This window comes from Bradyrhizobium manausense (assembly GCF_018129685.1).
GTDB classification, from domain to species: Bacteria; Pseudomonadota; Alphaproteobacteria; order Rhizobiales; family Xanthobacteraceae; genus Bradyrhizobium; species Bradyrhizobium manausense_D.
This window is the reverse complement of record NZ_JAFCLG010000002.1, coordinates 16,363-39,971: the sequence shown is the minus strand read 5'-3', so window position 1 is coordinate 39,971 and position 23,609 is coordinate 16,363. Positions and strand designations below refer to the sequence as shown.

The following is a 23,609-nucleotide window of genomic DNA, read 5'->3' as shown; positions in this document are numbered from 1 at the left end:
CGCCTTGGCGATCCGGTTGAGGGGCTTCGCTCCGACGATTGACCTGACCCCCTCACCCGGCGCTTCGCGCCGACCTCTCCCGATGGGAGAGGTGAACCGAATTTGCCGCAGGGCTTGAGACACATGATCGAAATCAGCCACGTCAACAAATGGTACAGCCCGACCTTCCAGGTGCTGACCGACTGCACCACGAGCGTCACCAAGGGCGAGGTCGTCGTGGTCTGCGGGCCCTCGGGCTCGGGCAAGTCGACCCTGATCAAATGCGTCAACGCACTGGAGCCGTTCCAGAGCGGCGACATCAGCGTCGATGGCACCAAGGTCAACGATCCCAAGACCAATCTGCCGAAGCTGCGCTCGCGGGTCGGCATGGTGTTTCAGCACTTCGAGCTGTTTCCGCATCTGAAGATCATCGACAATCTCTGCCTCGCTCAGCAGAAGGTGTTGGGACGGTCGTCCGAACAGGCGGTCGCGAAGGGCATGCAGCTGCTAGAGCGCGTCGGCCTCAAGGAACAGGCGCAGAAGTTTCCCGCGCAGCTCTCCGGCGGCCAGCAGCAGCGCGTCGCGATCGCGCGCGCACTCGCGATGGACCCCATTGTCATGCTGTTTGACGAGCCGACCTCGGCGCTCGATCCGGAAATGGTGAGCGAAGTGCTCGACGTCATGGTCGACCTCGCCCATGAGGGCATGACCATGATGGTTGTTACCCACGAGATGGGCTTTGCCCGCAAGGTCGCCAACCGCGTCATCTTCATGGACCGCGGCGAGATCGTCGAGGACGCGCCGAAGGAGGACTTCTTCGGCCAGCCGCGCAGCGATCGCGCGCAAAAGTTCTTGTCGAAGATTCTGTCGCATTAGCCACCGTCGTCATTCCGGGACGCGCCTCTTTGGCGCGGGCCCGGAATCCATACTCACGATGGTGGTTATGGATTCCGGGCTCGTCGCTACGCGCCGCCCCGGAATGACGAAACGAGGGATGATTGCTCCTCTCAATCGGCGTATAACCGCGCCAAATCCCCGTTCCCACCAGGAGACCAGCCTTGGATTCGATCGCCTACGTCAACGGCTCATTCGTCCCGCTCTCGGACGCGAAAATCTCGGTGCTCGACCGCGGCTTCCTGTTCGCCGACGGTATCTACGAGGTCTCGGCTGTGCTCGGTGGCAAGCTGGTCGACAACGCCTCGCATCTGGCGCGGCTGGAGCGCTCGGTCGGCGAGATCAAGCTGAAGCTGCCGGAGACGCTCGATCGCATCACCGAGATCCAGAAGGAGCTGATCGCTCGCAACAAGATCGAGAGCGGTCTCGTCTATCTCCAGGTCACGCGCGGCGCCGACAAGGGCCGCGACTTCGCCTTCCCCAAGGCTGACGTCAAGTCGAGCCTGGTGATGTTCACCTCCGAAAAGGACATCATCAACGCCGCCTCGGCCAAGACCGGCATCAACGTCATCACGGTGCCCGACATCCGCTGGGAGCGCCGCGACATCAAGAGCGTGGCGCTGCTGGCGCAGGTGCTGGCGAAGCAGGCCGCCGCCGAAGCCGGCGCGGGCGAAGCCTGGATGCTGGAAGACGGCTACGTCACCGAGGGCGGTTCGTCGTCGGCGTTCATCCTGACCAAGGACGACGTCATCGTCACCCGCAAGAACTCCAACGCAATCCTGCCGGGCTGCACCCGCAAGGCAGTCGTCGCGCTCGCCGAAGAGCGCCAGCTCCGGGTCGAGGAGCGTTCTTTTACGGTCGAAGAGGCGCTGGCCGCGAAGGAGGCGTTCATCACCTCCGCGTCCCAGTTCGTGCAGCCGGTGATCGCGATCGACGGCAAAAAGGTCGGCGACGGCAAGCCCGGTCCCATGGCGACGCGGCTGCGCGAGATCTACGTGGAGTTCGCGAAGGCGACGGCGGTTTAAGCGATTTTCGCCGGTTCCCAGGCAGGCGATTGTCCGCTAGGCTTGCGGGCGCCATGTATGTCACCGCCGCTGAAAGCCGGGTTCTGGCCCGCGTCTTCGGGCTCCTGTCCGAGGACATGGCCGAACGCGACGTTCGCAAGGCGGTTGGAGATCATCTGCTGGAATTGCTGCAGGCCGACTATTACGCTTCGTTCGTCTGGGAGGAGGCCACCAAAACCTTCGGCAAGGCCGTGTTCCTCAACATGGATCCGAACAACCTCGCCAGATACGACGCCTATTACCAGCACCACGATCCCATCACCTTCAAGCTCCAGGCGCGGCGAGAGGCGACGCTGGTAACGCAGGTCATGCCGCAACGCGAACTGATGCGGACGGAGTTCTTCAACGATTTCCTGGCGCGCGATGGGCTCCACTGGGGCGTCAATGCCTACAGTTTTGTCGGCGACCGCAACATCGGCGACGTCAGGATCTGGCGCGGTCGTCATCGCGAGAACTTCGACGCGCATACGCTGGAGTTGCTGCGGCTGATCGAGCCGGCCTTCACCGGCGCGCTGGTTCGCGCTGCCGGCGGCCCGGCCGAGGCCGATACCTCGCCGGTGCTCAAGCTCTCCGTCCGCGAGTTCGAGATCGCGCGGATGATCTCGGACGATCTCAGTGACAAGGAGATCGCGCACCGGCTTTGCGTCGAGGTCTCGACGGTGCGCACCCATTTGAAACGCATCTTCGAAAAGCTGGGCGTTCGTCGCCGCAGCGGCGTCGCCAGCCTGCTGTCAAGGCACTAACGCGTCGGAGCCGGCAGCCGTCCGAATACCTTGTCCATGGCCATGCCGATCGCGAGCAGGCGGCGGTCGCTGCCTGCGGGACCGTCGAGCTCGAGACCGACGGGCAGCTTGCTCGAGGCTCCCAGCGCGATCGGGACCTGGATGCCGGGAACGCCGGCATTGCTGCCCGGATCGGTGTTCTGGATGAACAACAGGAAGTTCTCCAGGCTGCTGGACTCGGGGGTCGCGGCGATCGCAACCTTTGGCGTGGTCGGAAAGGCGATCGCGTCGAGCTTGTTCCTGGCAAAGGTGTCGCGATAGAGCGCCTGCAGCGCCGGGCGTTCGGTCTTTATCGCGGCATCATAGGCGGGCTTGCCGTCGACGACCGTGTTGTTCGGGCCCGGCAGCTTGTGCGGGATCACCAGCCCGTCATAGGTGCCCTTGACATCGGGACTTGCAATATCCCTCGCCAGTGCGTCGATCGTGATGCCGGTGCCGGTGTGCTTGAGCCAGGCGACCATATCGTCATTGGCCTCATAGATCGCGACCGGAAAACTCACCTTGCCGTTGATCTCGGCAAGCTGCGGCATCTCGACATCGATCACGGTGACGCCCTGCGATTTGAGCTTGTCGATGGCGGCGCGGAATGCCGCATCGGTGTCGGCGTCGAGATTGGCGAGCATGCTCTTCACGATGCCGAGGCGGACCTGTTTCAGGTTTGCCGGCGCAATTGCGCCACCACCGGCGATGACGCGGTCGAGCGCGGCGACGTCGGTCATGGTCGCGGCCATGGGACCTGCGGTGTCACGGGTGTGCGAGATCGGCGCGATGCCGGCTTGCGGATAACGCCCCACCGTCGGCCGCAGCGAGGCGCAGCCGTTGAATGAACAGGGAATCCGGACCGATCCGCCGGTGTCGGTCCCGAGGCCGGCGGTCACGATGCGCGCGCCGATCGCGGCGGCCGTACCGGACGAGGAGCCGCCCGCGATCTTGCTGGCGTCATAGGCGTTGCGGACACCGCTTTCGGTGCCGGTCTTGAAGCCCGCGTTATAGCCGGAGATACCGAAGGCGAGTTCGTGCATGTTGGTCTTGCCGATGATCACCGCACCGGCCGCGCGGAGCTTCGCCGCAACAGGCGCATCCTGCTTCGGCACGAAGGCTTTCAGCGCCGGCGTGCCCGCGCTTGCGGGGAGCCCGGCAACCTCGATGTTGTCCTTGATCACGACAGGCACGCCGCCGAGCGGCAGGCAGCCGCCTTTCTTACGCCGCGCGTCGAAGGTCTCCGCGGCCTTCATCGCGCCCGCTTCATCCAGCGTGATGAAGGCGTTGAGATTGGTGCTCGCTTTGGCGCGTGCGATGGCCGCTGAAGTCAGCGCCTTGCTGGTGATCTTGCCGGCGCACAGATCGGCCGCGGCCTGGGTCGCGGTCATCTGGTCGAGATTGATCGCGCCCTGTGCCGGCGCGGAGGTGGGCAGCGCGGCGGCAGAGAGAACGAGGCTTGCGATAGCTGAATTCAGCGGGAATGGTCGACGTTCCATGGGGCTTCCCCGTCGGTGAAGATGACAGCCGAGCTTATCGCGATCCGGTTGCCGCGCCTGTCCTCATTTTCGGGGATGTAGGGCCTTCAGGCCGCCCGGGCCGACTTCGGCTCGGCCAGTCGGGCCTCGATATCCGACTTCACCTTGGCGATGGCCGCATCCTTGACCGGCCCATAACCACGGATCTCCATCGGGGCCTTCGCAAGCGCGAGGAGATCGGGCAGGGTGGCCGCGTCCAACCGACGAAGGATGGTGGCGATCAGTTCCTCATACCAGGCGATCAGCTCGCGCTCGGTGCGACGCTCGGCCATGTAGCTGAACGGATCGAACACCGTTCCGCGCAAAACCTTGAGCCGCGCCAGCATCGCGAGGGGCATCTGGATCCACTGGCCGAAAGCGCGCTTGCGCGGCCGACCGCGGGCATCGCGGCCGGACGGCAGGAAGGGCGGCGCGAGGTGATACTGGACGCTGAAGCCGTCCTCGAATTCACGCCTCAGCTCATCGAGGAAGCCGCTCCGCATGTGCAGGCGGGCCACTTCGTATTCGTCCTTGTAAGCCATCAGCTTGAACAGGGACCGTGCGACCGCTTCGGTCAGCGCCTCGCTGTTGAGGGCAGCTTCGGCATTGCGGACCTTCTCGACCGTTGACCGATAGCGCGCTGCGTAGGCCTTGTCCTGATAGGACGCCAGGAAATCGGCGCGGCGGTTGATCAACTGGTCGAGCGTCTCGGCCTTGGCAGCCTCGTCCGTCTTCGGCAGGAAGTCGGGATCGGCGGCGGCGATCCGGCCCCATGCAAAGGCCTGCTTGTTGCGGTCGACCGCGACGCCATTGAGCTCGATCGCACGCAGCAGGGCCGATAGCGAGACCGGAACCAATCCGCGCTGCCAGGCAAAGCCCAGCATGATGATGTTGGCATAGACCGCGTCGCCAAGCAGCCGTTCGGCCAGCGCATTCGCGTTGATGGTGTCGAGATTGTCGTTGCCGACAACCTGGCGGATCGCGCGCAGGCGGGCAGGGGCGGCGAGATCGGCGTCGCGAAAACGCACGACATCGCCGGTCGGCATCTGGGCGCTGTTGACGGCTGCCCGCGTGCCGCGGCGATAGGTGCCGGATGCCTTCGGCGAGGAGCTGACGACGAGGTCGCAGCCGATCAGCGCATCGGCCGCGCCCTGGTCGATGCGGACCTGGTGGAGCGTTTCGGGTGATGCGGCCAGGCGGATGTAGCTCAGGACTGGTCCGAACTTCTGGGCAAAGCCGGTAAAGTCCAGCACCGAGACACCGCGGCGTTCCAGATGTGCGGCCATGCCGATCAGCGCGCCGACGGTGATCACGCCGGTACCGCCGACGCCGGTCACCAGCAGATCATAGGGACGGTCGAGCGTTGCAAGCGCTGGGAGAGAAAGCGTTGCGGCGCGGCCGACTGCGTCGATCTGGCTCGCGTTCTTCTTGCGGCGCGTCGCACCTTCGACGGTGACGAAACTCGGGCAGAAGCCGTTGAGGCAGGAAAAATCCTTGTTGCAGGCTGACAGATTGATCTGGCGCTTGCGGCCGAACGGCGTCTCCTTCGGCTCGACGCTGAGGCAATTGGATTCGACCGAGCAATCGCCGCAGCCTTCGCAGACGAGGTCGTTGATGTAAGCAAAGCGCTTTGGGTCGGCCATCTGCCCGCGCTTGCGGCGGCGTCGCTTCTCTGTGGCGCAGGTCTGCTGGTAGATCAGCACAGAGACGCCGGAGACGTCACGCAGTTCGCGCTGTACGGCGTCCATCTCTTCGCGCGGATGGATGGTGACGCCGCTGGGCAGGTCCGCAGGAGAAAACTGCGCGGGATCGTCAGACACCAGGGCGATGCGGGCCACGCCCTCCGCGCGCACGCTGTGCGCGATGGCATGCACGCTGACGGGACCGTCGACCGGCTGGCCGCCGGTCATGGCGACCGCGTCGTTGAACAGAATCTTGTAGGTGATGTTGGCCCTGGCGGCGATCGCCTGCCGGATCGCCATCGAGCCGGAGTGATAGTAGGTGCCTTCGCCGAGATTCTGGAACACGTGCTTGTGGCCGGTGAAACGCGACGATGCGGCCCAGTTCACGCCCTCACCGCCCATCTGGATCAGCGAGGAAGTCTCGCGGTCCATCCAGCTCGCCATGAAATGGCAGCCGATGCCGGCCAACGCCTTCGATCCCTCGGGCACTTTGGTGGAGGTATTGTGCGGACAGCCGGAGCAGAAATAGGGCGTGCGCGTCGCGCCTGCGACGTTGATGGTGCGCTCGGCCTCCGGCAGAAGCGCCGCGGCGCGCGCGGCAAGATCGAGGCCCGGAAACATAGGATCAAGACGGCGCGCCAGCACGGACGCGAGTGCGCGCGGCGATAATTCGCCGATCCACGAGATCAGCCGCGCTCCTCGCTCATCGTGCTTGCCGACCATGCGCTCGGGCTTGGCGCCGGGATAATCGTAGAAATACTCCTTGAACTGGCTCTCGATGATGCCGCGCTTCTCCTCGACCACGAGGATCTCGCGTTTGCCCTTCACGAAGTCCATCGCGTCATGAAGCGCCAGCGGCCAGACCATGCCGACCTTGTAGATGTCGATACCGAGGCTGCGACAGGCGGCCTCATCGAGGTCCATCAGCCGCAGAGCTTCCATCAAATCGAGATGCGCCTTGCCGGTCGTGACGATGCCGTAGGTGGCGTTTGGAATATCGTAGATGTGGCGATCGATCGGATTGGCCTTGGCGAACGCGTAGACGGCGTGCTTCTTCGCCTCCAGCCGTTCCTCGATTTGCGGACCCGGCAGATCGGGCCAGCGATAGTGCAGTCCGCCGGGCGGGGGCGTGAAGTCAGGTGTGCGGAAGAGGCGCGGCGGGTGCAACGCGACGGAGGCTCCTGACTCCACGATCTCCGAGATCGCCTTGAAGCCGACCCACATGCCGGAGAAGCGGCTCAGCGCGTAGCCATATTCGCCGAACGCCAGATATTCATCGACGCTGGCAGGATGCAGCGTCGGCATGAACCAGCTCATGAACGCAACATCGGACTGGTGCGGCATCGACGACGATACGCAGCCATGGTCGTCGCCGGCGACCACCAGCACGCCGCCGTGCGGCGAGGAACCATAGGCGTTGCCGTGCTTGAGCGCATCGCCGGATCGGTCGACGCCGGGGCCCTTGCCGTACCAGAGCCCGAAAACGCCATCGACTTCGCGCTCGGTCTGCGTCTCGACCTGCTGCGAGCCGAGCACCGCGGTGGCGGCGAGATCTTCGTTGACGGCGGGGAGAAATTCGATGCGGTCCCGCTGCAGCCGCTCCTGGATGCGCCAGAGTTCGAGATCAATGCCGCCGAGCGGCGAGCCGCGATAACCGGAGATGAAGCCGGCGGTGTCGAGCCCTGCGGCGCGGTCGCGCCTGACCTGGTCGAGCACGATCCGGACGATCGCTTGCGTGCCTGTGAGGAAGACGCGGCCCTCCTCGCGGTCGTAGCGGTCGGAAAGCTCGTAGGCGTCGAGTGACGGAATGGCGTCCATGGTGGACCTCGCGCGGCATCCTTGCCGAGAGGCGAAGGGTAAGCCTGAGGCGCTGGTAAGATCTACCTATTTATCCCATCAGGATGCGAAATACGGTAGATTTTTGCGATAAAGATATAATTATGGTAGAATCAATCAATTTGAGGGCTCTCGATGATTGAAGACCAGGACACGCGGATTCTTGCCCACCTCCAGAAGGATGGCCGCGCCACCAACCAGCAGCTCGCCGACGAGGTCGGCATGTCCACCTCGGCCTGCTGGCGCCGGGTGCGTGCGCTGGAGGAAAGCGGCGTCATCCGCGGGTATGCGGCACTGGTGGCGCGCGAGCAGGCCGGATTTGCCATGTCGGCCATCCTCCATGTCTCGCTCGAGCGGCACGACGCCAAGTTCGTTGATGAGTTCGTCTCGCGCGTCACCAAGCGTCGCGAGGTGCTGGAGTGTTTTGCAACAACGGGTGACGCTGACTACCACTTGCGTGTCGTCGTGCAGGACATGGCGGCCTACAACCGCTTCCTCGACGAGTTCATGTTCCGCATTCCGGGCATCCGCTACGTCCGCAGCAACGTGGTGCTGAAGGAGATCAAGACCAGCGTGGCGCTGCCGTTTTGAGACGTGCTTACTGCCCCTCCCGCACAAATCTGTTGCGCAAGGTGCCGACGCCGGTGATCTCGATCTCCACGACGTCGCCGTGCTTGATGTCGGGCGAGGCGCCATCGGTGCCCATCCAGATCACATCGCCCGGCCACAGCGTGAAATATCTGGTCAGCTCGACCAGGAACGGCACCACGCCAAAGATCATGTCGCCGGTCGCGAAGCGGTTGGTCTCCGTGCCGTTGACGCGGACGATTGTCTCCATCGTGGCGAGATCGGCCTCGGTCTCGATCCACGGTCCCATCGGCTTGAATGTATCGGCGTTCTTCGAGCGCCACAGGCTGCGGTCGGCTTTCTGCCAGCTGCGTTCGCTGACGTCGTTGCCGATGGTGTAGCCGAACACGCAATCCAGCGCGTTCGCTTCGGTCAGATGCTTCACCTTCTTGCCGATGACGACGGCAAGCTCGCCCTCGTAATGGACCTTCTCGGTCGCGAAGGACGGGATCACGACATCCTCGTCGTGCGCGATCAGCGCGTTCTGCGCGCGGTAGCCGATCTCGGGGCGGTCAGGCACGGCCGGCACGGTACCGGCCTTGTCGGCGGCTTCCTTCAGATGCTTGAGGTAATTCAGGCCGACGCAATAAAAGGTGCGTGGGATCAACGGCAGCTCGATCTTGACCTGCGACAGCGGATGCGTATGCGACGTCCGCCGCCATTGGCCGAAGGGATCGCCTTCGACCGCGATCACCTGGTCGCCTTCAATGAGTCCCCAGCAGGTTTTGCCGGAGGCGGTGAATTTCAGCCAGCGCATATTCTGTCCTCGTTGTTATCTAGCGGCATCGCGCGGCTTTATTTTCCAGGCGCCGGCGGCCGGACGCTTCAAGCCGAGATTTTCCCGCAGCGTCTTGCCGCGATACTCCTTCTGGAACAGGCCGCGCCGCTGCAATTCCGGCACAACATGTCGCACGAAGTCTGCGTAGGAGCCGGGCACGTAAGTGGCCGCGATGACAAAGCCGTCGCAGCCGCGCTCGACGAACATCTCTTCCAGCCTGTCCGCGATCTCCTTGGGACCGCCGACCATGGCGTCGTGCACCTGGCCGCGGCCGGAGAAGGTGACGAAGTCGCGTGCGCTGGGATTGCTCTTGCCGGAATTTTTCAGCACGCCGTCGCGGATGCCGAGAATACCCTGCATGCTCTTCAATTCCTCCGTCGTCAGCGGCTCGTCGAGATGCTTGGACGCGAAGTCGTAGTTGAGCGCTTCGGCGAGCAGCGACAGTGCGTCGATCTCCAGCGGCAGCTTGTTGATCAGCGCCATCTTGTCTTCGGCTTCGGATTTGGTCGCGGCGCACACGGGCGTCGTCAGATTGCACAGGAACATCTGGTCAGGGTCGCGGCCGACCTTCGCGGCCTCGTTGCGCACGGACGCATAGCCTTCCTTGGCGCCCTGAAGATTGCGCGCGGCGGTGAAGATCACCTCGCCCCAGCGTCCGGCAAAACGCTGCCCGCGGCCGGACGCGCCGGCCTGGATGATGACGGGGTGCCCCTGGTCCGAACGCGGCACGGTGAACGGTCCGCGCGACTTGTAGGACGGGCCCTTGTGGTCGAGCCGCTTCACCTTGGTCGGATCGGCAAAGCGGCCGCTCGTCTTGTCCATGATGAGCGCGCCGTCCTCCCAGGTGTCCCAATGGCCGAGCACGACCTCCATGAACTCGTCGGCCTTGTCGTAGCGGGAATCATGTTCGGGATGGGAGTCTCGCCCCATGTTGAGGGCTTCGCCGTCATTGAGGGAGGTCACGACGTTCCAGCCCGCGCGACCGCCCGACATCAAATCCAGCGTCGCAAAACGGCGCGCGACATCGAACGGCTCGTAATAGGTGGTCGAGCAGGTTGCCCCTAGGCCAAGCTTGTCGGTGACCAGGCCCATCGTGGTCAGCACGATCAGCGGGTCCATCTTCACGCACCGGATGCCGTATTCGACAGTGTGAGCGTGGTCGTTGCCGTAGCGGTCCGGCATCGCCAGGCGATCGTCGAAGAACGCCATGTGGAATTTGCCGGCTTCCAGGATCCGGGCTATCTCCTGGTAATAGTCCGCCGACATGGAATCCGGGCGCGAGTCCGGATGTCGCCACGAGCTCGGCAAGTTCGTGCAGTTCTGCGCCTGAAGGAAGCCGACCAGGACCATCTGCCTGTTCATACTGGTGTTCTCCGGATTGCTTCAGGACAGATCGAGGACGGTATCGAGCCGGTATTCGCGCGCCAGCGCGCGCAGCTTCTCCCAGGTCGCATCCTCGACCTCGATGCCGTCGCGCAGGCGCTGCTGCTCGCGCAGGCCTTCGAGCTCGCCGGGATAGTAGACGCCCTTGCTGCCCTCGGACGGCGGCGTCGATTTCAGGTATCGCGCAAATTCCGCGACCTCGCGCTTGAACTCCTTCAGCGGGCGGAAGGCGGCGACGTTGAACACCGCCATGAAGCATCCGTCGTTGTGCCGCCCCGTCGGCTCGACGCCGAAGCCGAGCCCGGTGAGCAGGCCGCAGAGTATCTCGACCATCGCGGCAAGACCGCTGCCCTTGTAGCCCTCGGTGCCGCCGAGCGGCAGCAGCGCGCCGCCCTTGCGATATTGCGTCGGATCGGTGGTGTGCCGTCCCTCGGCATCGATGATCCACCCGGTGGGGATCTCCTCGCCGCGCGCCACCGCGAGCTGGATCTTGCCGGCCGCGACCGCCGAGGTCGCCATGTCCAGGTAGAAGGGCGCATCGAGATCGGACGGCACCGCAATCGAGATCGGGTTGGTGCCGAGTCGTGCTTCCTTGCCGCCGAACGGCGCGACGTGTTTTGGCGAGCGCCCGGAATCGGCTGTCGCAATTCCGATCATGCCTTCCTGCATCGCCATCAGCGGATAGGCGGCGAGGCGGCCGACATGGCTTTGTCGGAATACGGTGCAGGCGGCGACATTCGACGTCTTTGCCTTCTCGATGGTCAGCGCCATCGCCTTCGCGTTGACGTGGAAGCCAAAGCCCCAATGGCCGTCGATCACCGTCGTGGTCGGGGATTCCTGGACAATGGTCCATGTCGCGCCGGGGACGATGTGGCCGGCCTTGATGCGGTCGATATAGGTCGGAATGGCGATTACGCCGTGGGAGTCATGGCCGGCGAGATTGGCGTTGACGCAGCCGATGGCGACGGCGTCGGCTTCTTCCTCCGAAGCGCCGGCGGCACGGAGCAGCGCAGCGCTGACGCGCGTGAGGCGGTCGGCCCTGACGATCGGCATGGCGTTCCCTCGGCTTTGGTGCCCTCAATGGGCCGTTCGTTGGGCCATCGTTTCAAAGCGGGGCTGCGATATCAATCTCCCGTAAACCAATACAGGGCTGCAAATTCGTTAAGAGAGCGCGCCTTTGGTCGTAGATTCGTCCCGCCCAGCGGTATTCTCGGCTGTTTTGTTCCGATCATTCGCAGCTCGTTCACTCTGATCGCTGGTTTCCAAGGTGCAATAACGACCACTTAGGCGATCTCCGTTCATAAAGCGCCCGGGATAGATCGGCAGAAATGCCCGGGAGTTGAGATCGTGTCGACGACACTCGCGCGCACCTTTGCGGCGTTGAGCGCCATTAATGAAGCGATCCTCTACGCGAAATCGCCGGAAGAGCTGTACCAGAAGGTCTGCGACGCCGGGTTTTCGAGCGGGGACTTCATGGCCGTTGCCGTGTTCCTCGTGGAGCCGGACGGCCGACGGCTGCGCTTTGCCGCCGGGTGCGGCGACGACGTCAAGCGGCTGAGTACAATCGACATCACAACGGTTGAGGGAACGCCGGAAGGCTCAGGCGTCGGCGGCGAGGCCTTCCGGAGCCAAAAGCTCTGCATCAGCAACGATTACCTGAACGATCCGCGCTCGCTGGCATGGCGCGAAGGGGCGGCGAAGGCGGGTATCGGCGCGGCTGCAGCGCTGCCGCTCCTCCGCGACGGCAAGAGTATCGGCATATTGCTCGTCACTCGCCGCGAGGCCGGCTCGCTCGCCGCGCAAATGGTCTCGCTGTTCGAGCGCATGTCGGCCAACATCTCATACGCGATCGAGAACTTCGCCCGCGAAACCGCGCGCCAGGCTGGCGAGCGCGCGACGCGCCGCCTGAACCGCATGTTCGGTGCGCTGAGCGCGACCAACGAGGCGATCCTGCGCGCCAAGACGGAGCGCGAGATGTATCAGATGGTGTGCGACGCCTCCGTGCATGGCGGCAAGTCGCTCGCGACGTACGTCCTGCTCAAGGAGGCCGATTCCAACTGGCTCAAACCGGTTGCGGGAACCGGTCAGAACCTCGATCTCGTGGCCCAGGCACGCTACTCCGCCGACGCTGATGATCCCTTCGGCCGCGGCATCGCGGGCCAGGTTTTCCGGTCGCAGCAGCCCTGGGTCGAGCGCGATCTCGTCAGCCGCACCAAGGGAACGCCTTGGGAGCAAGTGAACCTGGTGACCGGTGTATCGGCGTGCATTGCGGCTCCGTTGATCAGGCAGGGCCAGAGCATCGGCGTCATCCTGTCTTTCCTCAGTCGTTCATGGGCCAAGGACGAGGAGATCGTTGCGCTCATGCTGCGCATCGCCGAGAACGTATGCTTCGCCATCGACAATTTCGCCCGGGAGGCAGAAAAAGCCAGGATCACGGCAGAAGAAGAGCGCCTGGCGCGCATGTATGCAGCGCTCAGCGCAACAAACGAGGCTATCCTGCACGCGCGGTCGCGATCGGAACTGTTCGACCTCGTTTGCGAGGCAACAGCGAAGGGTGCCAAGTTCACCTCGGCCAACATCGCGTTGGTCGATCAAGGCGCCGAGCAGCTGCGCGTCGTCGCCAGCTATGGGCCGAACGCGGACCAGGTTCGCAACTTAAAATTCGCGACGTCGGATCAGGTGCCCGAAGGTCGCGGGCTCACCGGCACCGCGTTCCGCACACGCCAGCCTGCGATCAGCAACGACGTGCTGGCCGACGACCGCATCGCGCCATGGCATGCCAGCGCTCGCCGCAACGGCATCGCGTCATCGGCGGCGCTGCCCCTGCTCAATGGGGACCGGGTCGAGGGCGTGTTCCTGTTCAACTCCGCGGAGCGCGGCACATTTACGGATGAATTCGTCGAGCTGCTGCGAAAGCTCCAGGCCAACGTTGCCTTTGCTCTCGAAAACTTCGACCGCGCCGACGAGAAGGCGAAGGCCGACAAGCAGCGCAACCGGCTCAGTGGCATGTTCGAGGCGCTGAGCGCCACGAACGAAGCCATCATGCGTGCCAAGAGCCGCGAAGAGCTGTTCGAAGTGGCGTGCAAGGCGGCCGTGCTCGGTGGTGTCTTTGCGTCCGCCACGATCGGGCTTTTGGACGAAAAGCGCGAGCTCGTTCGTGTCGTCGCGGTCAAGGGGCGGCTCCAGGAGCGCATGGCGGGACGTTATTGCAATGTTTCTGCCGATCATCCCGACGGGCAGGGAGTGATCGGGATGTCGCTGCGCACGCGACGACCCAGCGTGATCAACGACTATCTCCATGACCAGCGAGCGGCGAACTGGCACGCCAAGGCCGCGGAGGACGAGACCCGGGCGGCGGCCAGTTTCCCGCTGCTGCGGGCGGGCCAGGAGCCGATCGGCATTCTGCTCTTCCTCGCGCCGGAAGAAGACACGTTTACGCCCGATCTGGTCGAGCTGCTCGGGCGCCTGGCCGAGAACGTATCGTTCGCCCTCGACAATTTTGATCGTGCCGAGGAAAAGGCGCGCACCGAGGCGCAGAAGGAGCGGCTGACCCGCATGTTCGCGGCATTGAGCGCCACGAACGAGGCGATCATGCGCGCGAAGTCGCGTGCCGATCTGTTCGACCTTGTCTGCCGCGCCGTCTCCAGTGGGGCCAAGTTCACCTCGACCACGGTTGCACTGCTCAAGGCCGGCAGCGACCATCTCGAGATCGTCGCGTCTGCCGGTCCGTCCGCCGACACCACGCGCAACGTCCGTCTGTCCATCGATGCCGGGCGTCCCGAAGGACGCGGTATGAGCGGTACCGCGTTTCGGACGCGCCAGCCCTGCATCATCAATGACTACCTGAGCGATGACCGTGTTCGCATATTCCACGCCCTTGTGCAGGGTGACGGCGCGCGCTCCGGCGCCGCATTCCCGCTCGTCACGCATGATCAGGCCGTCGGTGTCATGATTTACATGTCGACCGAACAGGAGACCTTCACGCCGGAATTCGTCGAACTGCTGCAGCGTCTTGCCGACAACGTCTCCTTTGCGATGGAGAATTTCGATCGTGCCGACGCAAAAAACGAGGCGGACGAGCGCATCGAATATCTCGCCTCGCACGACAGCTTGACCGATCTGCCCAATCGCGAGACCTTCAACGGGCTGCTGCGAGAGGCGATCGAGGAAGCCCAGCGCCACGATCGCCAATTTGCCGTGCTGTTCATCGATCTCGATCGTTTCAAGGTCATCAACGATTCGTTGGGTCATGAGGCCGGAGACCTGCTGCTGCTCGAAGTGGCCAACCGCCTGCGCGGTACGCTGCGGGCCCGCGACGTTGTGGCGCGCCTCGGAGGCGACGAATTCGTTGTCATTCTCGACCGGTGCGGCGAGATCGACGACGTCCAGCGCATCGCGACCGGCTTGTTGAAGGCGCTCTCCGAGCCCATGGAACTCGCCGGCCACGAGTGCCACACCACGGCGTCGATCGGCATCGCGATGTATCCGGCCAACGGTGCCGACGCGCAGACGCTGACCAAGAATGCCGACATGGCGATGTATCTGGCCAAGGAAGACGGCAAGAACGGTTATCGCTTCTTCTCCAAGGAAGTGAAGACGCAGTCGATCGAGCGTTTGTCGCTCGAAAGCGCGTTGCGCCGGGCGCTCGAACGGGAGCAGTTCTCGCTGAACTATCAGCCCAAGGTCGACATGGAGACGGGCCAGATCACCGGCGTCGAGGCGCTGTTGCGCTGGAACCATCCCGATCTCGGTAGCGTCTCGCCGGCGCAGTTCATTCCGCTCGCGGAAGAGACCGGCCTGATCGTGCCGATCGGCCGCTGGGTGTTGAACGAGGCCTGCGCGCAGGCGATGGCCTGGCAGCGCCGCGGCCTGCTGCCAGTGTCTATGGCGGTGAACCTGTCGCCCCGCCAGTTTGCCGACGAGCATTTGTTGCGGGATGTCGACGAAGCCCTGGCGGCCTCCGGCATGTCGCCGGTGCTGCTCCAACTCGAGGTCACCGAGAGTATGATGATGCGCAATGTCGGACGCGCGCTGAAGGTGCTCGACGCCATTCAGAGCCGCGGTATCAGGCTTGCCATCGACGATTTCGGCACCGGCTATTCGTCGATGTCGCTGATGAAGCATTTCCCGATCGACACGATCAAGATCGACCGCTCGTTCGTACGCGACCTGCCGCACGATTCGGAGGACCAGGCGATTGCACAGGCGATCATCAGCATGGGCAAGGCGCTCGGCATGACCGTGGTGGCCGAGGGCGTCGAGAACGCCGAGCAGGAGGCATTCCTGCGTACCCATGGCTGTGACGAGATGCAGGGCTTTCTGATCGCCAAGCCGTTGCCGGCGAAGCAGATGGCCGAACTGTTGCGGCCGGTTGAACTGCCCGTCGCGCCGCCCCTCCAGCCGGAGACCGATGTGGTCGAGGCTGAAGCCGACGCTCCGCCGCGCAAGCGCGCCGTCGTCTGACGGCTGCGATCGCCTAACGCGATTTGAACGGATGGGCTTTCTGGTGCCAGGCCCAGGCGGTGCGGATCACCGTGGCGAGGTCGGAATGGCGCGGCACGAAGTCCAGCACCTTTCGCGCAGCCGAGGGATCGGCAACGAGATAGGTCGGATCGCCGGCGCGGCGGGGCTTGACGGTGTGCGGCACTTCGCGCCCGGTCTCCTGCTTGATCGCGGTGAGAATCTCGCGCACCGAGAAGCCCGCGCCGGTGCCGAGATTGAAGCTGCCGCCGGCATGTCCGGTTTCGAGCAGCTTCAGCGCCGCGACATGCGCCGCCGCGAGGTCGGTGACGTGGATGTAGTCGCGGATCGCGGTGCCGTCGGGCGTGTCGTAATCGTCGCCGAACACGGCGAATTCGACATGGCCCTGCAGCGCCATCATGGCGCGCGGAATGAGATGCGTCTCGTTGTCACGCAATTCGCCGATGCCGCCGGCCGGATCGGCGCCGCTGGCATTGAAATAGCGCAGACAGAATGCACCGAAGCCGTATGCCGCGCGGTAGTCGCCGAGCATGCGCTCGATCATCCACTTCGAAGCCCCGTAGGGGTTGATCGGCGCGCAGGGAAAATCCTCGGGCAGCGCCTTGGAATCGGCATTGCCATAGACCGCACCGGTCGAGGAGAACACGATGCGGTGGCAGCCCGCGTTGCGCATCGCCTGGAGCAGCGACAGCGTGCCCTGGACGTTGTTGATGTAGTATTTCTGCGGGTCGGTCATGGACTCGCCGACGAGGCTGGCTGCCGCGAAATGCATCACCGACGTGACCTTGTGGTCGGCAAAGGCGCGCGCAAGCGTCGCGCCATCGAGTAGATCGCCCGTCACCAACTCCCCGGCGACGAAGCTGCGATGACCGGTCGTGAGATTGTCATAAACGACGGGGCGATAGCCGGCCGCAGTGAGGGCGCGGCAGGCGTGCGAGCCGATATAGCCCGCGCCTCCCGTGACAAGGACAGTCGGTCGATCGGTCATGTCGCTTTTCTACTCTTTCAGCGATTGGAAGGCCGGTTGCGGCTGAAGAGAAGATAGATCGCGCGGGGGTTCGTGGTCAAATAGCGCCAGAACAGGCGGCGCGGCTCGAGCCACGTGCGCCAGGCCCATTCAAGTCCGACCTTCTGCATCCATTTCGGCGCACGGGAACGACTGCCCGACAGAAAGTTGAACAGACCGCCGGACGTCTTGATGACGCCGACATTGGTCAGCAGCGGCGTGTATTCCTCCACGAAGGCCTGCTCCGAGGGCACGCCGAGCGCGACCCAGAGGAAATCCGGCGCCAGTGCGTTGATCTCCTCGACCTTGGCGCGCAGCGCATCGCCACGGAGGTAGCCGTGGCTGTATCCGACGATCTTGAGGTTCGGGTACATATTCTGGACGCGTCTGACCGCCGTGGCGTTCTCTTCCTCGCTGGCGCCGAGCATGTAGAAGGTGCGGCCGGTCTCCTGCGCCTTTCGCGCGACGATATGGAACAGGTCCGTGGTGGCGACGCGTTCCGGCAATGGAAACCAGGACTGCAGCCGCGAGGCTGCCACCAGCGGTTGACCGTCGGCATTGATCAGATCGGCGGCACGAAACAGGCGTTCGGTCTGCGGCTCGGTCGAGCAGCGCGCCAGCACTTCGCCATTGGCCGACGTCAGATACAGTGGGCGGCCGATGCGATGACTCGGGTCGGTGGCTTCGATCATGAAATCGGCGGTCGCTTCGAGGTCGAGCACGGCCATGCGAAGGCCGCCGACGGTGGTTCGTGGCACGTCGGCGGTCGCGGCCCGCCCGTCCAGATTGACGCGGCGCTCAAGCATATTGTTTGCCTCGCTGGCACGTTTGAGTGGCAGGGGCGAGCTCGTCGAGCACGACGCCAACGAGCTTGCGTTGGGCGCCACCGAGCGCGGCCAGGATGTCTTCCATGCTGTCGTTGATGCCGAGGCTGATCGGCAGCACCGCCACCAGCGCATCGGCGCTGTCGAGCAATTTGCGGCCGGCGGCCGACAGCGGCAGCGCGGGCCCGTCGATAATCACGAGGTCATAGCCGCCGGCCGCGCGTGCCTGTGCGATCGCCTTGCGGATGGCATCGGTGGCTTTGCCGGCATCGCTCTCGATCGCCGGCAGGACCGAGATGCCGTTGACGGTCTTGATCTCGCGCGGGGCCTTATGGCCGACCGGGAGCCAGCTGATCTTGCCGGGATCCGTCTTGGTGGGGCGCCTGACCTTGTTTGAGAGCAGGTGCGCTTGGTGGTCGGCATCGATCAGCAGGACGCGGCTGCCGTCGCGCGCCGCCGCAAGCGCGACGTTCAGTGTGACCATGCTGCGCCGCGCGGCGTCTCCGGCGCCGACCAGGGCCATCACCGGCATGGTCTTGCCGCCGGCGCGGCGGACCATCGCCGCGCGCATGTCGCGCAAGGCGTTGAGCAGCGTGGTCAGCGGAAATCCGGGACGCAGCGTCGGCCAGCCGATGCGCGTCAGATCGACCCCGCCGCCGGTGGCGAGAATAGCGCCGAGCGTGCGGATCACGTCGGCCTCCTGAAGCCTGGCGATCAGCGGCTTCTCGACCAGCGCGAGCGCCGGCGCAGGCGCGGCGGTTTCGGGCTGGGACTTCGTACTCTCCGGTGCCGGCCTGCGCTCGCGGCGGTTGGGTTCGGGCGTCGCCGTATCGTTGAACAGATGCTCGGCCGCGACGAACCAGCAGGCGGCGGCAAGTCCACCGAAGAGGAAGCCGATCATCGCGAACAGGCTCATCGCCGGCGGGAACGAGCGACGTTGCGGCACCGTGGCTTCGCCGATGACTCGGGCGGCCGAGGTGTTCAGGGTCTCCTGCTCCTCGGTTTCGCGCGAGCGCTTGAGGAAGGATTGATAGACGTCGCGGCTGGCATCGGCCTCCCGCTCAAGCTCCCGCAGGCGCACGGCGGCTTGGCTGAGCTGCACGCTCTGCCGCTTCTGCACCTCCAGCGCGCGGTTGAGCGAAGCTTCGAAATCGCGGGCGCGCGTCAAGTCGTTCTTGGCGGACTGCGCGAAGCGCTCGATCTCCTCGCTGATGGTCCGCTTGAGGTCCTCGACCTGCTTTTCGGTCTGGCGCAGGGCCGGGTGCCGCGGGCCGAGCTCGGCGGTCTGCTCGGCGTATTTCTTGCGGGCGTCGGCATATTGCGCGCGCAGGTTGGCGATCGTCGGCGATTGCAGCGCCTCGGGGATGGCGCCGGCATCCGCCGCCGTCCGCTTATTCGCCTCGATCTGGTCCAGCCGCGCCTGCGCATCCATGGTTGCTGCGCGGGCCGCGGAGAGGCGCTGATTGCTGGAGGAGAGCTGCTGATCGGAGATCAGCGAGTCCTGGGTGCCGACGAAATTGTTCTGGGCCTTGTAGGTAGCGAGCGCAGTTTCAGCGGTGCGCAGCCGCTCGCGCAGCTCCTTCAACCGGCCCGACAATTCGCTGGTCGCACGCCGCGCCGCCACGGCCTGCGAGTTGCGGGATTCCGCGAGGTAGGTGTTGGTCAGGGTGTTGGCGAGCATCGCCGCTTTGGCCGGATCGATCGACCAGACCTCGATGTCGACGATGAAGCTCTTTTCGGTCTTGCGGATGGTGATGTGCTTGTTCAGCGCGTCGAGGGCAGCGAGCTGCACCTCCTTGGCCTCGGTGGTGGAAGGTGCGCGGAATTGGAGGCCGAAGAGGCCGAGCAGTGACGATGTCAGGGTCTTGCCATCGCCTCCTCCGCCGAATTCCGGATCCTTGTCGAGCCCTGTCTGCTGGATCACCTGAAGCAGCACGCTGTTGGAGGTGATCAGGCGCGCTTGGCTCTCCACCACCATGGACATGCCGGAGACGTCCTGCGCGCGCGGCGTGAGCTCGCGATCGACGAGCTGAAGCTCTCGCGGGTCGACGTAGAGCTGGGCCGTCGCGGTGTAGCGGGGCGTCAGGCTCTTGCCGGCGCTGACGGCGAGACACGCGCCGATCAGCGCCGCGGAGGCAATCGCAATCTTGTGCCGCCACAGCAGATTGACGAGCTCCAGCACGTTGAAGCTGGCCTCGGATCTCCGCTGCGGGGCCTCCGATCTGGCCCGCTCTATCGGCTGGTTGTAGTCAAGCATAGTCCCCAGCTTTCATTCCAACGGTCGCGGGCTGAGGGGTTACTCTTCGCTTTACGCCTCGCACCCGGGATATGGGTGCGCCATCAACGCAACAGGGAAAATTAACCATACTCATTGAGGGACTATTCACCGAAATGGCAAACAAAGCGTTTAAGCGCAGGGCCTCGTGCCGTGTCGTTGTGACGCTCTCCGCGCGCCGGTTCCTCAGTGATTAACAGTTCGTTACCGTGCCGGCCTTTTGGCGGGCGCGCAGGCGGCTTTCCAGCGTGCCGGCCAGTCTGCGCGCGCATGGTCCTCAGCGCTTTCGCAGGATGACGTGATAATCGCCGCGGCGGACATCAGTGCCGCGCGGAAGCGCGGCGTTCATCGCCGCTGCGGCGGCGTCGACAAGGGCGGCGAACAGCGGCTTGCGCAGGCGCATCTCGGGGTAGCGCGGGCTCTCGACCTCACGGCGGTAGATCATATCGAGACCGTGGGCGGCCGCAAACGCCTCGAGCTTCGACAGCGTCACCAGCGGATGGAAGTAGGTCGGGAACGGCGGTTCGCCCGGTTGGCCGGCGTTCTTGATGCCGCGGATGTTCCGGTAGAACCAGACATGGAACCAGTGCGGCGAATATTTGGTGACGACGCCGGAGAGCGAGTGCGGATTGGGCGCGCCGATCAGGATCATGCCGCCGTGCTTGAGCGCATCGCGGAAGTTCAGGAGCGCCGCCTCGACGTCGGGCAGGTGCTCGATCACGTTGTAGCAGATCACGACGTCGAAGGTCTCGGGCCCGAAGCGATAGGTCTGGACGTCGCCGAGAATCGCCTCGTCCGCATAGGTGTTGTTGCGGACCTGATCCTCGTCGATGTCGACGACGGTGACGTGGCTGCGGCTGAGCACATCCATGGGCAGGAAGCTGGAGGAGCCGCCGCCGGCCTCGTAGATCGCGAGACGGCCTTGTGGCAGCTCGCGGCGCAGCACCTCGTGAACGCCGAGCAGGCTGTCGCGGGCCTCACCGGCGACCAGCTCCAGGAGCGCCTGGCTCTGTGCGGGAGCATTGGTCGCTGTCGTGAAATCGATCGTGGCTTTCTTGTTCATGTTCTCTGACCGCGCTTGTTCGATTCAAATTTACAGGAAAAATCTCTCGACCTCGAAGAGCAAATCCAGTGCCGCGCGACGTCACCGGTCGCGGTGCTTACGGGCGGGTTAATCAGACCCCGCGTTAACTACGGCATTGTCCATGTTGCGCCGCCAGCGCGTGATGGACCGCCAATTGCAGTAGCATGCGCAAGGGATTTCGCTGGGAAAACACGCAAAAGCGGTTAAGCGCATGATAGGACGCTCCATGGTCGCGATGTCGGCGTCGCGGCGCGGTTTCGAGAGCGAAGCAGACGTTCATTATGGGACGCTTCTGTCCCGCGCCGGCGTCCCGCTGCGAGGCAGTGGATGCAGGGCTTTTTCAACATATCTCAGGCATTGAGAACGCGATGACGCTGATCCCGACAGACTTGTCCACCAGCCGGATTTCGGAAATGTTGCGCGATCCCTTCCGGCAGATCGCCGCGAGCTCGCGCGTCATCGACCTTTCCGTCGGCATCGTCGTCTGCATTCCCTGCTTCCGCCGCCCCGCCCATCTGCGGCTGACGCTGGACTCGCTCGTCAACCAGCGCACCCCACGCTCCTTCGCGGTGGTGATGGTCGAGAACGACGCAAGCGGGCGTGCCAGTGCACCGGTCGCTGCCGAATATCTCGCCGCCGGCAAGCTCCAGGGCGTCTGCCTGGTCGAGACGCGTCAGGGCAATTGCCAGGCGATCAACGCTGCGTTCGAGACGGCGCAGGCGCTGTTTCCCGCGGCGACGCGCTTCCTGATGATTGACGACGACGAGATCGCGTCGCCAGACTGGCTTGAGCTGATGGTTCGCACCGCGGAGGCGACGGGCGCCGATATGGTCGGCGGACCGGTGCTCCCGGTATTCGAGGACGACAGCCGGCCCTGGCTCGCGCGGCATCCCGCCTTCTGCCCTGCCTATGATTACACCGGCGCGGTGCCGCTGATCTATGGTTGCGGCAATTGCCTGATCACGCGTGCGGCGTTCGACCGGCTCGGCAGCCCCGCCTTCGACCTGAACTTCAATTTCCTCGGCGGCGGCGATTGCGATTTCTTCTATCGCGGCCGCAATGCCGGCATGATTTTCCACTGGACGGCGGAGGCCGTCATCACCGAGACCGTACCGCAAAGCCGTACCAGTCTCGGCTGGATCGCCAAGCGGAGCCTGCGCATTGGCGCGATCAACTATCGCGTGCAGCTCAAGGCCGCAGAGGGCGCGGCGGCGCGAGCGAAGGTGTTCGCGCAGGTGCTCGGCCGGCTGCCGCTGTCGCTGGTTCGCTCGGTTCGCCTGCTGACGTCATCGAAAGCGATCGTGGCGATGCACCCGGTGCTGGTGGCCGTCGGTTCTGCGCTTGCGGCCTTTGGATTCGATCCGAAGCCCTATAAGGCCTCGAAGACCGGCTAGATTCCGAACCAGGACAGCGCAATCTTGATCGTGGCCCGCGGCGTCGCCTTGAGCGAGCGCTGGCCGATCGTGCCGAGATAGCCGAGCGCCTCGCGATATCTCCCGAAGCGCACGGCCTGCATCGCAGAATAAGTCACGAGATGGATTTCGGCCGCCTGGCGCAACCTTGCTGCCGCGCCTGGCGGCAGCTTACCGAGGATCAACGGATCGTCGAACACGCGCGCGACCGCCGGGAAGAAATCCTGCGGCGTCCGTAGCGCGGCGTTCATGGTGTTGGTCGCGTGCAGGCGATAATCGAGCAGAAGCTCTGGCACATAGGCGAACTCGCCGAGCGCAGCCAATCGGCACCAGCAATGCCAATCCTCGCAATAGCGGAGCGAGACGTCGAAGCCGCCGCTGGCACGGAAAGCAGCGGCGCTGACGAGCATGATGCCGCCATTGACGATGAAATTGCCCCTTGCGAGCCGCTCCAGCACATGGCCCGACGGCTTGTGCCGTCCCTTCAGCAGGTCGCGGCGGCCAATCGTCCGGCCCGCACTGTCGATCGTATTGTAGTCGCCATAGACTAGCACGGCATTCGGGGCCGTCCTCGCGGCCGTCAGCAGCGTCGCGACAGCGCCGGGCCGCAGCCGATCGTCCGCGTCGAGGAAGACCAGCCAGTCCCCACGCGCGTGATATGCGCCGAGGTTGCGCGCGGCCGACACGCCGCTTGCGTCGTTGGTCATGAGCCGCAGTCGCGGATCGCGGATGGCCCGCACCATCGCCAATGTGTCGTCGGTCGAGCCATCGTCGACGACGATGACCTCGGTGACCTCGCTCTGGGCCAGCGCGCTGGCGATGGTCTCGCCGATATAGGCGGCGGCGTTCTTCGCGGGGATGATGACCGAGACCGTAGGCGTTATCGCGCGTGCATACGTCACCGCGGGCGCGGTGACCGGTGCTTCGAGCATGGCGTCGGCAAGGGTCAAGCGAGGGCTCGCGGTGTTTAAGGATTCGTTAACCAGGTGGCTGTTCAAGTCGATGC

16 protein-coding genes are annotated in these 23,609 nt (G+C 64.4%); 6 read left to right on the top strand and 10 right to left on the bottom strand.

What is annotated here, in order from left to right; genetic code table 11:
* Positions 1-123: 123 nt before the first annotated feature.
* From JQ621_RS07805 to JQ621_RS07795, 3 genes are all read left to right on the top strand, one after another.
* Positions 124-855: an amino acid ABC transporter ATP-binding protein gene (locus tag JQ621_RS07805; RefSeq protein ID WP_212233876.1), complete on the top strand. Its 732-nt coding sequence runs from the start codon at positions 124-126 to the stop codon at positions 853-855.
* 182 nt (positions 856-1,037) lie between these two features.
* Positions 1,038-1,898 carry a D-amino-acid transaminase gene (locus JQ621_RS07800; RefSeq protein WP_212233875.1) on the top strand — a complete coding sequence of 287 codons (861 nt, stop codon included), beginning with the start codon at positions 1,038-1,040 and terminating at the stop codon, positions 1,896-1,898.
* A gap of 53 nt (positions 1,899-1,951) precedes the next feature.
* A complete protein-coding gene (locus tag JQ621_RS07795) occupies positions 1,952-2,680 on the top strand; it encodes a helix-turn-helix transcriptional regulator (RefSeq protein WP_212233874.1) in 729 nt (242 codons plus the stop codon).
* On the opposite strand, the gene iaaH is transcribed toward JQ621_RS07795, so the two are convergent.
* Together iaaH and JQ621_RS07785 are read right to left on the bottom strand one after the other, a co-directional pair.
* Positions 2,677-4,104: an indoleacetamide hydrolase gene (gene iaaH, locus JQ621_RS07790; protein WP_212234289.1), complete on the bottom strand. Its 1,428-nt coding sequence runs from the start codon at positions 4,102-4,104 to the stop codon at positions 2,677-2,679. The genes JQ621_RS07795 and iaaH overlap by 4 nt on opposite strands.
* Before the next feature lie 179 nt (positions 4,105-4,283).
* Entirely contained in the window at positions 4,284-7,715 is a 3,432-nt protein-coding gene (locus JQ621_RS07785) for an indolepyruvate ferredoxin oxidoreductase family protein (RefSeq protein ID WP_212233873.1), read from the bottom strand.
* Positions 7,716-7,868: 153 nt separating this feature from the next.
* Between JQ621_RS07785 and JQ621_RS07780 the strand changes: the two genes are divergently transcribed.
* Positions 7,869-8,324, top strand: a complete 456-nt coding sequence (locus tag JQ621_RS07780) for an Lrp/AsnC family transcriptional regulator (RefSeq protein WP_212233872.1) — start codon at positions 7,869-7,871, stop codon at positions 8,322-8,324.
* Between the two features lie 7 nt (positions 8,325-8,331).
* Here the strand turns inward: JQ621_RS07780 and JQ621_RS07775 are convergent, their stop codons facing one another.
* Genes JQ621_RS07775 through JQ621_RS07765 form a run of 3 tightly spaced genes read right to left on the bottom strand, consistent with a single transcriptional unit; the run spans position 8,332 to position 11,574 of the window.
* On the bottom strand, positions 8,332-9,117 hold the full coding sequence (locus JQ621_RS07775; RefSeq protein ID WP_212233871.1) for a fumarylacetoacetate hydrolase family protein: 786 nt from the start codon (positions 9,115-9,117) through the stop codon (positions 8,332-8,334).
* Between the two features lie 15 nt (positions 9,118-9,132).
* Positions 9,133-10,500 (bottom strand): LLM class flavin-dependent oxidoreductase, encoded by a 1,368-nt coding sequence (locus JQ621_RS07770; protein WP_212233870.1) that lies wholly within the window; start codon positions 10,498-10,500, stop codon positions 9,133-9,135.
* A gap of 21 nt (positions 10,501-10,521) precedes the next feature.
* A complete protein-coding gene (locus JQ621_RS07765; protein ID WP_212233869.1) occupies positions 10,522-11,574 on the bottom strand; it encodes an Ldh family oxidoreductase in 1,053 nt (350 codons plus the stop codon).
* A gap of 294 nt (positions 11,575-11,868) precedes the next feature.
* On the opposite strand from JQ621_RS07765, the gene JQ621_RS07760 reads away from it, so the two are divergent.
* Positions 11,869-15,984: a bifunctional diguanylate cyclase/phosphodiesterase gene (locus JQ621_RS07760; RefSeq protein WP_212233868.1), complete on the top strand. Its 4,116-nt coding sequence runs from the start codon at positions 11,869-11,871 to the stop codon at positions 15,982-15,984.
* 13 nt (positions 15,985-15,997) lie between these two features.
* Here the strand turns inward: JQ621_RS07760 and galE are convergent, their stop codons facing one another.
* The 4 genes from galE to JQ621_RS07740 all read right to left on the bottom strand — a co-directional run bounded on the left by galE (position 15,998) and on the right by JQ621_RS07740 (position 21,170).
* On the bottom strand, positions 15,998-16,990 hold the full coding sequence (gene galE, locus JQ621_RS07755; RefSeq protein WP_212233867.1) for a UDP-glucose 4-epimerase GalE: 993 nt from the start codon (positions 16,988-16,990) through the stop codon (positions 15,998-16,000).
* 17 nt (positions 16,991-17,007) lie between these two features.
* Positions 17,008-17,814 carry a WecB/TagA/CpsF family glycosyltransferase gene (locus tag JQ621_RS07750; RefSeq protein ID WP_212233866.1) on the bottom strand — a complete coding sequence of 269 codons (807 nt, stop codon included), beginning with the start codon at positions 17,812-17,814 and terminating at the stop codon, positions 17,008-17,010.
* On the bottom strand, positions 17,807-20,089 hold the full coding sequence (locus tag JQ621_RS07745) for a GumC family protein (protein ID WP_212233865.1): 2,283 nt from the start codon (positions 20,087-20,089) through the stop codon (positions 17,807-17,809). The genes JQ621_RS07750 and JQ621_RS07745 overlap by 8 nt, the downstream gene beginning before the upstream one ends.
* Before the next feature lie 295 nt (positions 20,090-20,384).
* Positions 20,385-21,170 (bottom strand): class I SAM-dependent methyltransferase, encoded by a 786-nt coding sequence (locus JQ621_RS07740; RefSeq protein ID WP_212233864.1) that lies wholly within the window; start codon positions 21,168-21,170, stop codon positions 20,385-20,387.
* A 389-nt stretch (positions 21,171-21,559) separates the two neighbouring features.
* Between JQ621_RS07740 and JQ621_RS07735 the strand changes: the two genes are divergently transcribed.
* A complete protein-coding gene (locus JQ621_RS07735; protein WP_212233863.1) occupies positions 21,560-22,585 on the top strand; it encodes a glycosyltransferase family 2 protein in 1,026 nt (341 codons plus the stop codon).
* Here the strand turns inward: JQ621_RS07735 and JQ621_RS07730 are convergent.
* Positions 22,582-23,553 (bottom strand): glycosyltransferase, encoded by a 972-nt coding sequence (locus JQ621_RS07730; RefSeq protein WP_409334194.1) that lies wholly within the window; start codon positions 23,551-23,553, stop codon positions 22,582-22,584. The genes JQ621_RS07735 and JQ621_RS07730 overlap by 4 nt on opposite strands.
* Positions 23,554-23,609 lie beyond the last annotated feature (56 nt).